The 13,317-nt window shown below is 52.7% G+C and carries 12 protein-coding genes; 5 read left to right on the forward strand and 7 right to left on the reverse strand.

Annotated features, from left to right (window positions below; all coding sequences use genetic code 11):
- Positions 1 to 260: 260 nt before the first annotated feature.
- The 4 genes from QWF21_RS12100 to gloA2 form a co-directional block, all read right to left on the reverse strand.
- Entirely contained in the window at positions 261 to 1,445 is a 1,185-nt protein-coding gene (locus QWF21_RS12100; protein WP_330088315.1) for an MFS transporter, read from the reverse strand.
- Positions 1,446 to 1,524: 79 nt separating this feature from the next.
- The gene (locus QWF21_RS12105; RefSeq protein WP_330088316.1) at positions 1,525 to 2,457 is read right to left on the reverse strand and encodes a hypothetical protein; all 933 of its coding nucleotides are present in this window, start codon (positions 2,455 to 2,457) and stop codon (positions 1,525 to 1,527) included.
- Positions 2,458 to 2,459: 2 nt separating this feature from the next.
- Positions 2,460 to 2,789 carry a PadR family transcriptional regulator gene (locus QWF21_RS12110; RefSeq protein ID WP_330088317.1) on the reverse strand — a complete coding sequence of 110 codons (330 nt, stop codon included), beginning with the start codon at positions 2,787 to 2,789 and terminating at the stop codon, positions 2,460 to 2,462.
- A 150-nt stretch (positions 2,790 to 2,939) separates the two neighbouring features.
- Entirely contained in the window at positions 2,940 to 3,323 is a 384-nt protein-coding gene (gene gloA2, locus QWF21_RS12115) for an SMU1112c/YaeR family gloxylase I-like metalloprotein (RefSeq protein ID WP_330088318.1), read from the reverse strand.
- Between the two features lie 132 nt (positions 3,324 to 3,455).
- On the opposite strand from gloA2, the gene QWF21_RS12120 reads away from it, so the two are divergent.
- On the forward strand, positions 3,456 to 4,184 hold the full coding sequence (locus tag QWF21_RS12120) for an SIMPL domain-containing protein (RefSeq protein WP_330088319.1): 729 nt from the start codon (positions 3,456 to 3,458) through the stop codon (positions 4,182 to 4,184).
- 37 nt (positions 4,185 to 4,221) lie between these two features.
- Here the strand turns inward: QWF21_RS12120 and QWF21_RS12125 are convergent, their stop codons facing one another.
- On the reverse strand, positions 4,222 to 4,614 hold the full coding sequence (locus tag QWF21_RS12125; RefSeq protein WP_330088320.1) for a glutaredoxin family protein: 393 nt from the start codon (positions 4,612 to 4,614) through the stop codon (positions 4,222 to 4,224).
- Positions 4,615 to 4,777: 163 nt separating this feature from the next.
- Between QWF21_RS12125 and QWF21_RS12130 the strand changes: the two genes are divergently transcribed.
- Positions 4,778 to 5,704 carry a M14 family metallopeptidase gene (locus QWF21_RS12130; protein ID WP_330088321.1) on the forward strand — a complete coding sequence of 309 codons (927 nt, stop codon included), beginning with the start codon at positions 4,778 to 4,780 and terminating at the stop codon, positions 5,702 to 5,704.
- Here QWF21_RS12130 and QWF21_RS12135 read toward each other — a convergent pair.
- On the reverse strand, positions 5,691 to 6,914 hold the full coding sequence (locus tag QWF21_RS12135; protein WP_330088322.1) for an iron-containing alcohol dehydrogenase: 1,224 nt from the start codon (positions 6,912 to 6,914) through the stop codon (positions 5,691 to 5,693). The two genes, QWF21_RS12130 and QWF21_RS12135, sit on opposite strands and share 14 nt — an antisense overlap.
- A 112-nt stretch (positions 6,915 to 7,026) precedes the next feature.
- Here QWF21_RS12135 and QWF21_RS12140 point away from each other — a divergent pair, with 112 nt between their 5' ends.
- Positions 7,027 to 7,632: a hypothetical protein gene (locus tag QWF21_RS12140; protein ID WP_330088323.1), complete on the forward strand. Its 606-nt coding sequence runs from the start codon at positions 7,027 to 7,029 to the stop codon at positions 7,630 to 7,632.
- A gap of 11 nt (positions 7,633 to 7,643) precedes the next feature.
- On the opposite strand, the gene pelA is transcribed toward QWF21_RS12140, so the two are convergent.
- Complete coding sequence (gene pelA / locus QWF21_RS12145; protein WP_330088324.1) at positions 7,644 to 8,780, reverse strand: pectate lyase; 1,137 nt, start codon at positions 8,778 to 8,780, stop codon at positions 7,644 to 7,646.
- 228 nt (positions 8,781 to 9,008) lie between these two features.
- On the opposite strand from pelA, the gene QWF21_RS12150 reads away from it, so the two are divergent.
- On the forward strand, positions 9,009 to 10,607 hold the full coding sequence (locus QWF21_RS12150) for an ABC-F family ATPase (RefSeq protein WP_330088446.1): 1,599 nt from the start codon (positions 9,009 to 9,011) through the stop codon (positions 10,605 to 10,607).
- A 133-nt stretch (positions 10,608 to 10,740) separates the two neighbouring features.
- Positions 10,741 to 13,254, forward strand: coding sequence for an EAL domain-containing protein (locus QWF21_RS12155; RefSeq protein WP_330088325.1), 2,514 nt, complete (start codon positions 10,741 to 10,743; stop codon positions 13,252 to 13,254).
- Positions 13,255 to 13,317 lie beyond the last annotated feature (63 nt).

A 13,317-nucleotide genomic window follows, 5' to 3' on the forward strand; every position in this document is an offset into this window, starting at 1 on the left:
CATTAACTGGACGTCGGCAGCAGAGTGTCAAAGTAGGTGTCCCGTCCAAGTAAGTGAGCCTGTCATAAATAATCGCCATTTTGCTGAAAAAACCAGCAAAGTGGTTGTGGTTTATCTTAGGGTTAGCCAAAACCTTTTTGGCGAACCAGCTTAACCTTCCAGGAGATGTTTATGTTTTGCGCAAAAGTAGCATCAGGCGCAGCTGTCATTACTATCTGCTTTGGACAGGGCGATTCTGCTTATTTGCCTGTGGTAACCCGCTAGCATTGCTGCCGTTTAATCCGCCAAAGACTGAAGCACAGCGCTAAGGTAGCTGCGTACATCAGCACAGAGCCGGCGACCACACCTGGCCAGTTGCCCCACTGCCAGAATGGTTGCAGATACAAGCCGCCAACACTGGCGCCGAGATAGTAAAATACCAGGTAAAGCGCACTGGCACTGGCTTTGGCTCTGCTGGCATGTTGGTTCACCCAACTGCTGGCAAGCGCATGGCAGAGGAAAAAGCCAAAAGCGCTGATAAAGAATCCAGCTACAATGGCCGATAATTGTGGCCATAGTGTTAGCAAAGAGCCTGATACCATAACTCCAATGCCCAGAGCCATTCCCCCTGGTGCAGACAGCCTGGCGGCTATCCTGGCTGACAGGGCGGATCCCAGGGTACCGGTTAGATAGGTGATAAAGAGTAAGCCGATGAAGCTGCTGCTTAAATGAAAAGGCTCCATTGCCAAGACAAAACTGATGTAGGTGTACTGGTTGAGAAACACCAGAAAATTCAGGCCACCAATCAGGTAAGTCAGGAATAACAATGGTTGACGCAGGTGAAACAGCTGATCCTGCAAAGCTTGCCGCCAGCGAAAAGGTTTGGGTTGGAACTGTGTTGCCTGGGGAAGAAAGCGCCAGATGCAATAGCAACTAAGCACGCCAAGCAAGGTCATTGGCCAAAATACCCATTGCCAGTGTCCCACGTCTGCCAGGCTGCCGGCCAGCAGACGGCCCGAAATCCCTCCCAGTGAGTTGGCACTGATGTAATAGCCAACTGCTGTGACTAAGGCTGGTTTGCTGTACTCTTCGCCCATCCAGGCAATGGCCATGGCCGGTAAACCACCGAGAAAACACCCCTGTATGGCACGCCAGAACAGCAAACTGGCAAAGCTTTCAACCTGGGTTAGCATAAAAGTGCTCAATGTCATGCCGGCTAAGGTAAGCAGCAGCAAGTTTTTACGGCCCCAGGCATCGGATAAAGAGGCATACACCAGCAGGGAGAGTCCAAGGCATAAAGTGCCTATGGTGTAGCTCCAGCTTACCTGCAGTGGGGATAAGCTATAGTGACGGCTTAGTTCGGGCAACAGCGGTTGCAACAGATGCAAATTGGCAAAGACGGCAACGGCAGCCAGACACAACGCGAAGGCACTGCGATAAAATGTGGCTGATTTGTATTCGATCACCCTGTGTTTTGCCTCTGCAATGATGTCAAAACTGGCTCAGAGCATTGTACTGTGATCTGAGCCATTTGTACCGCATTGGTTAGTTGTCAAATTGTTGCAAGCGCCGCCAGTCACGAATGACTTCCCAGCCAGGAATGAGGGCGATAATCAGTAACGTGATGGTGATACTGCGCTCCAACTGTTCCGTTGTCAGCCAGGGTAGTTGCGCAGGTACACTGCTGTAAAACGGGCTGGCCCATGCCAGAATAACAATGGCTGTTACCAGCAGAGCATTGAGTGCCAGGTTGCATTTCAGCAGGGCTGTTGTCCAGTAACGCTGTTTCAGTTGCCATGCGCACAGTGCAATACCCAGCAACAGCAGAGGGCTAAAGGCCTGCAGCAAGAAACGACTGTGGATGCTAAGTTCTGCCGATGCAAGGCTCTGCCCAAAAACCGGGTACCAAATCAGCAGCAGGAACAAATACGTCGCCAGATCGATGAAAATATCACTTAGTTCAATTTGTTGCCAAGGTTTCGCTAATTGAGGCAGCTTGGCAGGATCCCAACTGGCTGCAGACTTACAAGCACTGCCTTGCTCTTTCCCTATCACCCAAAAGCCGAAGGTGATCACACTAAAAGCAAAGGTTGCATCGCGAATAAACCCGCCTGCCATATGCTTTAACATCAGCAGCAGCCCAAGGTTTTCGTTGCCAAGCCAAAGCAGGCTGGATTGAATGACCTGGATCAGAAAAAGAATGCCAAACACCATGGCCAGGGTGTAGCTAAATAACGGCATCAGCCCGATTGGGATTAAGGGGGTTGGCGGAGCAAACTGATGCGCCATTTGTTTCGGCGGGCCAAGCTGTTTCAGTACGCTGTGTATCCTTTCTTCATCCGTCAGGCTGGGCGCTTGCTCTTGCATCGCATCCAGCTGATCGAGAATATTGGCTTTCAATTCGCGAGTGACATCCTGCTGTTTCTCTTTTGGCAGCTCTTGCTGCACGGCGGCCAGATAACGTTCCAGTAAGTCCATGATTAGTGCTCCAATAGTGGCCCTAAGGCGGTGTTCAGTTGTTGCCATTCCTGCGTTAACTGCACCAGCAAGTCAGCACCTACGTCAGACAGTTGGTAGTAGCGCCGCTCCCGGCCTTCACCCTGACGCCATTCGCTGTCCAGCAGGCCCTGATCGGCCAGTCGGCGCACCAGCGGGTAGAGGGTGCCTTCGTCGATATCAATGCCAGCGTCCTGCAGTTGCTTGCGCAGTGAGTAGCCGTAGTGCGGGGCTTTCAGTGAGCTGAGTACCGCCAGTACCAGTACACCGCGCCGCAGTTCCAGCCGCATTTTGTCCAGTTGCGCTGAGGTCATTGTTGATTCCTGATTACTGTGTGCCACATACTGTATGTAGCACAGTAATCGTATACTAGGTGACACACAGTAACGGTGTCAAGGTGATTTGTGGTTTTTTTGCACAAAAAAAAGCCGGCGTTCTGGCCGGCTGAGGTGCGAACAACTTCGTTAGGCCTGATAAAGCTCCAGCGGCAACCCATCCGGATCCTGAAAAAATGTAAAGGCTTTATGGGTGTAGGGATCTATCCGAATGGGTTCGACCAGAACGCCATGTTGTTCCAGGTAGGCTTTGACTTTGGCAACATCTTCAACCGTGAAAGCCAGGTGACGCAGCCCTTGTGCTTCTGGTTGGTTTGGTCTTGGCGGTGGCGATGGAAAAGAAAACAGCTCCAGTTGGCCGCCGTCGGGCAGTTGCAAATCCAGTTTCCAGGAGTGGCGCTCGGCCCGGTAATGTTCTGCCAGAATGGGCAGCTTAAGCAACTGATGGTAAAAAGCTTTCGAACGCTGGTAGTCTGAGCAAATAATGGCAACATGGTGAATGGCTTTTAGCATAGGGGCTCATGCGCTTTGTTTTAACCAATGGTAACAATTTCAATCAGGTGCTGCTGCTATGATCTAGCGTTAAGGTGGTATTCACGGTCAGCCTTTAGGATAGCAAGTTAACCTTACTATTGGGATAAAAATATGAAATTAATGCTTTCAAGCTTACTGTTTGCCAGTCTGATGGCCACGGCAACTCATGCCAGCCCAGTGCCAGACTTTCCTTTTGTGACGGTGACTGGTACTGCGCAGATGGAAGTGGCGCCAGACTCCGCCCGTATTACTCTGGTGATCCGGTCCAATGCCGAAACGGCGGATGCAGCCACCAGTGCGGTGTACCAGCAAGGCCGCAGCCTGCTAAGTTACTTGCAAAGCAAAGGTGTGGATCTGGCCGACATTGAAGCAGCGCAAATCAACAAAGAAGCGACTTATCAGGATTACAGCAGCCGTGTGATTACCGGCTACGCAGCAACTCAGCCGGTATTCATCCAGCTTCGCAGTATCGAGCATTACATTGATATTATGGATCACCTGTTCAAACAACCGAATATTTTCTCCATTCAGGGCCAGTTTGAAACCAGTCAGAAAGAGCAACTGGAACAGGAGCTGATGGCCAAAGCCGGCGCTGATGCCCGCCAGCGTGCCGAGCGACTGGCGAATGCTCAAGGGGCTGGCATTCACTCGGTTTTTGCTATTAGTGAAGGCAGCCGCAGTTGGGGTAATTTGAGCTCTGATTTTGGCTTTGGTGCTGGTAGCGGTGTCTATGGCGTGCAGATGCGGGCCAGTGCTGATATGGCAGAGAGCAGCCTGGTGCTGCCAAAACATATTCGCATTCAGCAATCGGTAAATGTGATTTACCGGTTGGCAAACTAAGCTCCGTCAGGAGAATATCTCCGCTAAGGTCGCTGGTTTACTGTTGGCCAAATTGTTGTTGCAAGTACGCAATAATCGCATTGGACTCATACAACCAGCGCACTTCTTCCTGTTCGTTTTCAATACGCAGACAAGGCACTTTTACCCGGCCACCACCACGTTCAAGCTCTGCCCTGTGGCTGGCATTGTGCTGAGCGTCGCGCTTTTCGATGGTAAGGCCAAGCCGTGCCATTTCTTTGCGAACCTTGATACAAAAAGGGCAAGCCAAAAACTGATACATCACCAGTTGTTGGCAGGCGGTATCGACCTTGGCTTGCGCAGCTGGCTCGCGCTTTATCGCTGCGGGGGTACTCAGCTTTTCAGCGAGCAGCATAAAGGGCGTTAAAATCAGGCGGATACCACGAAAAAATAAGCGAATAACAGCACGCATAAAGGACTCTGTAGGTTAAGAAGGGAATACGATTCACTGGGTGGCATTTTATCATAGCTATCAGTTGAAACCCAGCGAATAAGCCCGCCTGCCTGTCGATGCACGCTGTTTCTGGCATCCATCATGGTGTAGCATAGGCTTTTTTTTGCAGATGTGAGTCGTGATGACAGAATCGATTTATGCCATTGGCACGGTGGGTACCCCCTGGGGTGAAGCGGAAAAAGCGCTGTGGTTAAGCCAGCAAAGCATCAAGCGCAGCTATCTGCAGCAGGTTGCCAGCCAGTTGGATGCCATTCCCGCCGGCTTTCAGTTGGTTTGTTACGGCCAGCTCGATTACCGCTCCTTGGGTGCCAGTGAATACCCGTTGTATGCGGTGAAAAGCAAGGTGTGGGACCCGGCCAAACCCTCAGTGCTGGTGACTGGTGGGGTGCATGGTTATGAAACCAGCGGTGTGCAGGGGGCTTTGGCATTTTTACAGCAGCAGGCGGTAGGCTACAGCGAACATTTCAATCTGCTGATCCTGCCGTGCCTTAGCCCCTGGGGCTATGAAACCATCAACCGCTGGAACCCCAAAGCACTGGATCCAAACCGTTCTTTTATCAGCAATAGCCCGGTGGCTGAATCGGCGCTGGCGATGGCCTATGTGTACTCGGTAAGCAACCACTGGCTGGCGCACATTGACTTGCACGAGACCACCGACAGCGACAACAGCGAGTTTCGCCCGGCCAAGGCGGCCCGTGACGGTACCGTGAATACCAACTGGAATATCCCGGATGGTTTTTATCTGGTGGGCGATACTCAGCAGCCAGCACCTGACTTTCAGCAAGCCGTTATCGAGGCGGTGGCCAAAGTAACCCATATTGCCGAGCCGGATGAGCAAGGTTGTTTGATTGGGGAGCCAGTGGTGCAGCCTGGCGTTATTGTGTACGACACCAAAGCAGCTGGCCTTTGCGCCGGCATGACGGATGCCGTTTTTGTCACCACCACCGAAGTCTACCCGGACAGCCCGCGCAGTACGCCGGAAAATTGCATTCAGGCGCAGCAAGCGGCTATTGCTGGTGCGCTGGATTTTCTGCTCAGGCAGCCGTAACATCCGGCACTAGCTGCCTGATCAGCTGCTCGGCACCTTGTTGATTCAAATAGCGTGGAACGGCGTAAGTAAAACGGGCTTCTTTGAGCGCTGCTTTGGCAATAGCCGGGATATCGCCAGGCTTTAATTCTGCGACTGTACTGGCGATACCAAAATCCTGGTTGAGCTGGCGAATGGCTGTGATCAGGGCCTGAGCCGCTTCTTGCTCAGTCGCTTCAGCAGCCGCCAGCTGGCAGTGTTTGGCCAGTAGCGCCATTTTGCGCCGGGCTTTGGGCTCGGAGTACTGCAGCACCACAGGCATGACGATGGCATTGGCCAGGCCATGGGGCAGGTGGTAATAAGCTCCCAACTGATGGGCGATGGCGTGAATGTAACCGACACCTGCCACGGTAAAGGCTTTGCCCGCTAAATGCGCTGCTTCGGCCATTTGCTGCCGGGCTTCAAGATCGGCTCCGCTCTTATAAGCGCGCGGCAAATACTGAAAAATCGCCTTTGCAGCGGCCAGTGCCTGCTGGTCGGTTGCTCGGGTGGCGTTATTCGATAAGAAGGCTTCAATGGCATGGGTTAGCGCATCCATGCCGGTACTGGCGGTAATGGCTGGCGGAAGGCCGGTCATCAGACTGGCATCGAGCGCCGCCGCTTTTGGTAGTAAGCGCACATCAATCAACGGCAGTTTGCGCTTGTTGGCCGGGTCGGACACCACCGCGGCGATGGTGGCTTCCGAGCCGGTCCCTGCGGTGGTGGGGATGGCATAGACCGGCAGCATGCCGCGCCAAACCCGCAGCAGGCCGCTCATTTTAAGCACCGGCTTGTTATTCCTGGCCCGGGCACCAATCAGTTTGGCGGCATCAATCACCGAACCGCCACCCACCGCTAGTAAGACACTGGCATTGGCGGCAAGCAGCGCTTGATAACCGGCTTCTATTTGCGCATTGGTAGGGTCTGGCGTGATGTGATCAAACAGCTGGAAAGGGATCTTTAGCCGTTCAAGCTCTGCTTGTATGGGAGCCAACACACCGAGCTGACTTAACGCCGAGTCGCTGACCAGCAAAATACCGCTGTGGTGTTGATTTGCCAGCTCTGCCAGCAAGGCATGGCTGCTGTTGTGGCCGTGAAATACCTGCGGCCAGCGAAAAGGCAGCAAGGCGGTAGCCAGTTTGAAACCCGCCATATAGAGCCGTAAGGCCATTTTTTCCAGTGCAAACAGCATGCTGTGATCCTTTTTTCCTCACAGACTCTTTTGTACACCAAGCGTTGTTGCCTTGCAAAGCCAATTGCATCAAGCAAACGCATGCCGTAGGCTGGATGAAAAAGGAGATCTTATGAAAACACTATTACTGATGTTGGGAGCCGCTGTTTTGGTTGGCTGCCAGCCTGCTGAGCTGACGGCACCGCATCCTGTTAACCAAACACCGGCCTTTAACCAATTCTTTCAGGCGCTTGCTCAGCACTGTGGCCAGGCTTATCCGGGAGGCCTGACGCTGGAGCCGGAAGGGGATGAGATGCTGACTGGCACCGAGCTGTTGATCGTGCACTTTCGGGAGTGTAGCGACGATCAGCTAAAATTGCCGTTTCATATTGAACTGGAAGCCAGCCAAAGCTGGGATCGCTCCCGCACCTGGATCATCAGCCGTCATGCCGATGGCCTCGAGCTGCGTCACGATCACCGCAAAGCTGATGGCAGTGACGACAACACTACGATGTATGGCGGTTTCACGGTTGGCGAAGGCTCGGTCATCACGCAGCAGTTTCAATCGGTGCCGCGCACTGAAGAATCGGGCTATTTTCGTGGCTGGCGCATCGAAATTGAACCTGGGGTGCGTTACACCTACGGCACCGTGCGTGGTGACAACTGGAGTTGGCGCATCGATTTTGATTTAAGCAAGCCGCTTGCTGAATTGCCGCCGCCACCCTGGGGCCATGATTAATCGAAGAACTGCTACTCAGGGAACTGCTGCCGCCAGTTTTGATAGCGAGCCAGCGTGGCAGCAGGCTTATCCGTGTACCAGCCATAGCCCTGACGCCGCTCCAGCGAGACCTGATGCACGTCGTAATAGAGGGAGCCGTCCCGATCGCCAAAAATGGGGCGGTTGCTACCCAGCTCAGCAAAGCGTGGCCAGATAGGCTCAGCTCCCGGTTGCTGCAGTAATACCCGCTTGGTTGGGTGCCAATGATGATTCAGGATCTGATGGCGCTGGTACCACCGCATAGCGCTGTGGATGCTGGCCTGCAGCTCGGCGGAAGGCTCAGGTAACTGCATCAGAAAATCCAGCAAGGTGGCACTTTCAGCCGTTGCCAGCGCCGGCATTTCATAGGCTCTGGCCCAGGCTGGCTCAAGGCTGTGTTTGTGGTACTGGGCGGCCCATAAACTTAAGCCATTGTCGTCTTGTTGTTGCAGGCGCAGCACCATGGCTAACCCTTTTTCAAACTGAGGGGCTATGGCCTCGCGCAGTTCCTCAGACACAAAATTAAAGGGATGTTCTGCCTGCAGGCTGTGCCAAAGCAGCTTTAGTATATCCTCTGTCACTTCATCGTTCAGGGTAATATGGTCGTGGTAGCCACCACGCAGAGGAAAGCTTTGTGGCCAGCCACCATTCGGGTATTGGGCGCTCAGAATCAAGCGGACTCCCCGCTCAAAGGCTTGTCGGTAGGCCGGCTTGCCACTGGCGCTATAAGCGTTGGCAAGTATTCGCAACTGGGTGGTGGTAGCACTGTTGTCAAAGGTGGGGATGTAGTTCGCCTCAACGCCAAATGCCTGGCCCGCTTGGCGAGGTTTGCTCATGTCGGTGCGTTTGGACCAGCCACCGGACGGGGTTTGCAGAGACAATATCGCTGCAACCACCTGCTGGCCTTCCTCCGTCAGGTACCAGTCGACCGGCTGATTGGTATCAAAGCCAAAACGGCGCGTCGCAGCAGGCAGTTCTGGTTGTGCTTGCCCTAATAACTTCAGCTCCGCCTGGATAAAATCCTGATCGTTCGCCATCAATTCAGCTGAGCGTTGATAATAGGCCTGCCAGTCACTGGCACAGAGCGATGAAGCCAGCAATAGGAGCAGACAACAGCAGTAGTAACGCATGAATCACCTCTTAGTTGGTCTGGCTGCGATAAACCGTTGTGGTTAAGCGCTAAACGACGCTAAGCTGCCTGGGGCTGCAGAGCAAGGTCATTTGGATGCTTTTCACTGTTTTGGTTCGTATATGAAATGCAGGGCCAGTTCGAAAAAGTGCAACTTTGATTGAATAAATTCCCCATTTCGCGTAGATTAGCGCCCCTTTTGCTGCAACCATCCGAGACCCTGAAAAGCATGATTTCTGCCGCCAATATCACCATGCAGTTTGGCTCCAAACCACTGTTTGAAAACATTTCTGTTAAGTTCGGGCAGGGCAACCGTTACGGCCTGATCGGCGCCAATGGCTGTGGTAAGTCGACCTTTATGAAGATTTTGAGCGGTGAGCTGGAGCCCTCTAGCGGCAATGTCTCGGTCGAGCCGAATATGCGGGTTGGTAAATTACGCCAGGATCAGTTTGCCTACGAGCAGAACAGCATCGTTGATACGGTGATTATGGGCCATGAAGAGTTGTGGCAGGTGAAAGCCGAACGCGATCGCATCTATGGCAGTGCCGAGATGAGCGAAGAAGACGGCATGCGGGTGGCCGACCTGGAAGTGCAGTTTGGTGAAATGGATGGGTACACTGCCGAAGCCCGCGCCGGTGAGTTGCTGATTGGCGTTGGTATTCCGGTCGAGCAACATTTTGATTTGATGTCGACGCTGGCACCGGGTTTAAAGCTGCGGGTTTTGCTGGCGCAGGTATTGTTTTCCAATCCGGATATCATGCTGCTGGATGAGCCGACCAACAACCTGGATATTCACACCATCCGCTGGCTGGAAAACGTGCTGGCCGAGCGCAACAGCACTATGGTGATTATTTCGCACGACCGGCACTTCTTAAACCGGGTCTGTACCCATATGGCCGATATCGATTACGGTGAGCTCAGGTTGTATCCTGGCAATTACGATCAGTACATGTTTGCGGCTACCCAGGCTCGTGAGCAACTGCTGAACGAAAATGCCAAGAAAAAAGAGCAAATTGCCGAGCTGCAAAGCTTTGTCAGTCGTTTCTCGGCCAATGCTTCCAAAGCCAAGCAAGCCACCTCGCGCGCCAAGCAGATTGAAAAAATTCAGTTGGCGGAAGTGAAAGCCTCCAGCCGGGTCAATCCTTTTATCCGCTTCGAGCAGCATAAGCAGCTGTACCGACTGGCGCTGGAGCTGCAGGATGTGAAGAAAAGCTTCGATGAGCTGCCGGTATTAAAAGGCGTCTCAGCCCTGATTGAAGTGGGCGAAAAGGTAGCGGTGATTGGTGCCAATGGCATCGGCAAAACCACCTTGTTAAAGTGCCTGATGAGCGAATACCCAGTCGACTCTGGCCTGGTAAAATGGTCGGAAAATGCCGAGATTGGTTATTATGCCCAGGATCATGCCTATTTGTTTCAGCAAAAAATGTCGGTATTCGACTGGATGTTGCAGTGGAAGCAACCACAGCAAGACGAGCAAGCGGTGCGCGCCGTGCTTGGCCGGATGCTGTTTTCCAAAGACGATATTTTAAAACCTGTAACGGCTTTGTCGGGTGGTGAAAAGGGCCGGATGATTTTTGGCAAGCTGATGCTGCAGCGGCCCAATATTCTGTTGATGGACGAGCCGACCAACCACCTGGATATGGAATCCATTGAATCGCTGAACCAGGCGCTGTTGGAGTACCCGGGCACGCTGATTTTTGTCAGTCACGATCGGGAGTTTGTGTCCTCACTGGCCACCCGTATTATTGAAATCACTGCCGATGGCATCCGGAATTTTGCCGGCAGTTACGATGATTACTTAAAAGAACAAGACCAACAGCAACGTTAAGTTGTTATCCAACCAGCAAACCCGGCTTCGGCTGGGTTTGTCTTATCCGGCTCGACGAACGGCTTGCTCTGTGCTTAGATAGAGCAAGGATAAGCATCACAGTGACGCAACGTCGCTTTTTGCAGGAACCTTTATGTCACTGCTGGCATTTGCCGACCAAACAACGGATCTTAGCCAAGCTCTTAGCGGTAGCCACCAGCATTTACTGGTGCTGCTGTCCTTGCTGATTGCTATTCTGGCCGCCCATACCGGTTTTAACTTTGGCCAGTTAATGCGCTCCACCCAATCACACAATATACGTCGCCTTTGGCACGGGCTTGGTGCCATAGCCTTGGGCGGGGGCGTCTGGGCCATGCATTTTAGCGGTATGATGGCCTATGAGTTGCCTGTCGAAGTGAATTACCAGCTTGGTATCACTCTGGTGTCTATTGTCCCAGCCATTCTGGCTGCAGCCGTCATATTGCATGTGGTTGCGCTGCCGCAGCTGCATTGGCGTAGCATCGGGCTTGGTGGGATTTTTATGGGCGCAGGGATTGGCATGATGCATTACACCGGTATGGCCGCTATGGTGCTTCAGGCCGAACGCTTATACCGGCTGGATCTCTTTATAGCCTCTGTACTGGTGGCTGTGGTGTTGGCTACGCTGGCTTTGGCGGTGCGGCCACTGCTGCGTCCTTTTGTTGCTCAAGATGAGATCCTCAAATTGCTCAGTGCCGTGGTGATGGGGTTGGCCATTGCCAGTATGCATTACCTGGCGATGCATGCCACCTTGTATTTACCAACGGAAACCATACAGGGGTTAAGTGGCACTTCTATTAGCAAATCAACCTTAGGGGCGCTGGCCGTGATGGTGGCCGTTGCTCTGTTGTTGATTGCATCGGTGGCGGTTTGGATGCGTCAGCGTTTGCATCGGGTTGAGAGGGTGAGTGATCAATCTGAGCGTCTTGCCTTGCTTTGGTCGCAGCGGATGCAGCGTATTTCAGAGCGGGTTCCAGGGTTGGTGTATCAGTTTAAACGCAGCAGCGATGGTCATTTTACCTTTCCTTATGCCAGTGAATCGATTCGTGATTTTTATCAGATTTCTCCGCAACAGGCAGCACTGGATGCATCCGGAGTGATGGATGTGATTCATCCGGATGATCGGGAAGGCATGCTGCTATCAATTGAACGTTCAGCCGCCACTTTATCGCCATGGCATTATGAGTACAGAGTACTGGATCAGCAGGGGAACAGTCGCTGGGTGTTTGGTAACTCGGTACCCGAGCAAGAGGCGGATGGCATTAGTTGGTATGGCTTTATCACTGATATTACCGAGCGTAAAGCGGCGGATGAGACCATTCACCGCCTGGCTTATTACGATGAGTTGACCGGGCTTTTTAATCGCAAAAAAATTCTGCTTTGTTTGCAGGAGTTAATACAGGACATGAAGCAGAGCCAGCATTTTGCAGCGGTGATTTACCTTGATCTGGATGATTTTAAACGGCTAAACGACACCCTTGGCCATCAGGCTGGAGATCAGCTGTTACTGCAGGTTGCCAACCGGATTGCGCTTGAAATGCCAGCTACCACCTTCTGTGCCCGGTTAAGCAGCGATGAGTTTGCCGTGGTTTTAGGACGACTGCCTGCGGTCCCGGCCTTAGCTCGGGATATCGCCGGGCAACAGGCTGCCCAGTTGCTGCAACTGCTGCAGCGACCTTTTAGCATCAGTGGCCATCAGTACAGCGGCTCGGTCAGTATCGGGGTTTACACTTTCAGTGCGCCTGAGCAAGCCGACGAGTGTTTAAAGCGGGCCGATCTGGCAATGAGTTATGCCAAGCAGGCAGGTGGCAACGAGGTACGTTTTTTTCTGCCAGGCATGTTGACCGAAGTGGAGCAACGTTTTGTGTTGCAGCAGGCTATTAGCCAGGCATTGGCGCAACAGCAGTTTTGTTTGTTTTATCAACCGCAACTGAACCATGCCGGGCAAGTGGTGGGGGTTGAGGCCCTGATCCGCTGGCAGCACCCGGAACGAGGGATGATTGCCCCTGCTTACTTTATCCCACTGGCTGAAGAGTCTGAGCAGATTGAAGCTATAGGTCGCTGGGTTTTGCAACAAGGCTGTCAGCAATTGCAGGGGTGGCAGCGGGATCCGCTGCTTGCAGGTCTTTCGGTATCCATCAATATCAGTGTACGGCAGTTTTATCAGCCAGACTTTGTCGATTTGCTGACCGGGTTACTGCGCTATTATCAGGTCAATCCGGCGCAAATGACTCTGGAGCTGACAGAAAGCCTGGTATTGAGAGATTTGGATGATGCAGTGCATCGGATGCAACAGTTAAAGGCATTGGGCGTGCGCTTTGCGATGGATGATTTTGGTACTGGTTATTCCTCGCTGTCTTATTTATCCCGTTTACCTTTTGATGAGGTGAAAATAGATCAGTACTTTGTGCGGCAGAGTGAGCACGGCGAAAAAACCAGAGATTGGGCCATTGTGGAAGCCATTATTGGTATTGCCAATACCTTTGGCATGGCTCTGGTGGCCGAAGGGGTAGAGACCGAAGCTCAGCACCAGTTATTACTTGCCAGTGGCTGTCATTATTTTCAGGGTTATTTGTTTGCCAGGCCGCTAGCCGTTGCTGACTTCGAACACTGGCTTCGTCGACGTTAGCTTGGGGGAGATTTGTATGGTACTGGCAAAAAATGGCCTCGTTTGTGCGAAGCCATCTTGCCA

It is taken from the genome of Alkalimonas mucilaginosa (assembly GCF_036327005.1).
Taxonomy (GTDB): Bacteria; Pseudomonadota; Gammaproteobacteria; order Enterobacterales; family Alteromonadaceae; genus Alkalimonas; species Alkalimonas mucilaginosa.

What these genes read in the sequence shown, in the direction of transcription:
- QWF21_RS12105 (WP_330088316.1), bottom strand. Translation starts at nt 2,457, where the DNA reads ATGGACTTACTGGAACGTTATCTGGCCGCCGTGCAGCAAGAGCTGCCA.
- QWF21_RS12110 (WP_330088317.1), bottom strand. Translation starts at nt 2,789, where the DNA reads ATGACCTCAGCGCAACTGGACAAAATGCGGCTGGAACTGCGGCGCGGT.
- gloA2 (WP_330088318.1), bottom strand. Translation starts at nt 3,323, where the DNA reads ATGCTAAAAGCCATTCACCATGTTGCCATTATTTGCTCAGACTACCAG.
- QWF21_RS12120 (WP_330088319.1), top strand. Translation starts at nt 3,456, where the DNA reads ATGAAATTAATGCTTTCAAGCTTACTGTTTGCCAGTCTGATGGCCACG.
- QWF21_RS12125 (WP_330088320.1), bottom strand. Translation starts at nt 4,614, where the DNA reads ATGCGTGCTGTTATTCGCTTATTTTTTCGTGGTATCCGCCTGATTTTA.
- QWF21_RS12130 (WP_330088321.1), top strand. Translation starts at nt 4,778, where the DNA reads ATGACAGAATCGATTTATGCCATTGGCACGGTGGGTACCCCCTGGGGT.
- QWF21_RS12135 (WP_330088322.1), bottom strand. Translation starts at nt 6,914, where the DNA reads ATGCTGTTTGCACTGGAAAAAATGGCCTTACGGCTCTATATGGCGGGT.
- QWF21_RS12140 (WP_330088323.1), top strand. Translation starts at nt 7,027, where the DNA reads ATGAAAACACTATTACTGATGTTGGGAGCCGCTGTTTTGGTTGGCTGC.
- pelA (WP_330088324.1), bottom strand. Translation starts at nt 8,780, where the DNA reads ATGCGTTACTACTGCTGTTGTCTGCTCCTATTGCTGGCTTCATCGCTC.
- QWF21_RS12150 (WP_330088446.1), top strand. Translation starts at nt 9,009, where the DNA reads ATGATTTCTGCCGCCAATATCACCATGCAGTTTGGCTCCAAACCACTG.
- QWF21_RS12155 (WP_330088325.1), top strand. Translation starts at nt 10,741, where the DNA reads ATGTCACTGCTGGCATTTGCCGACCAAACAACGGATCTTAGCCAAGCT.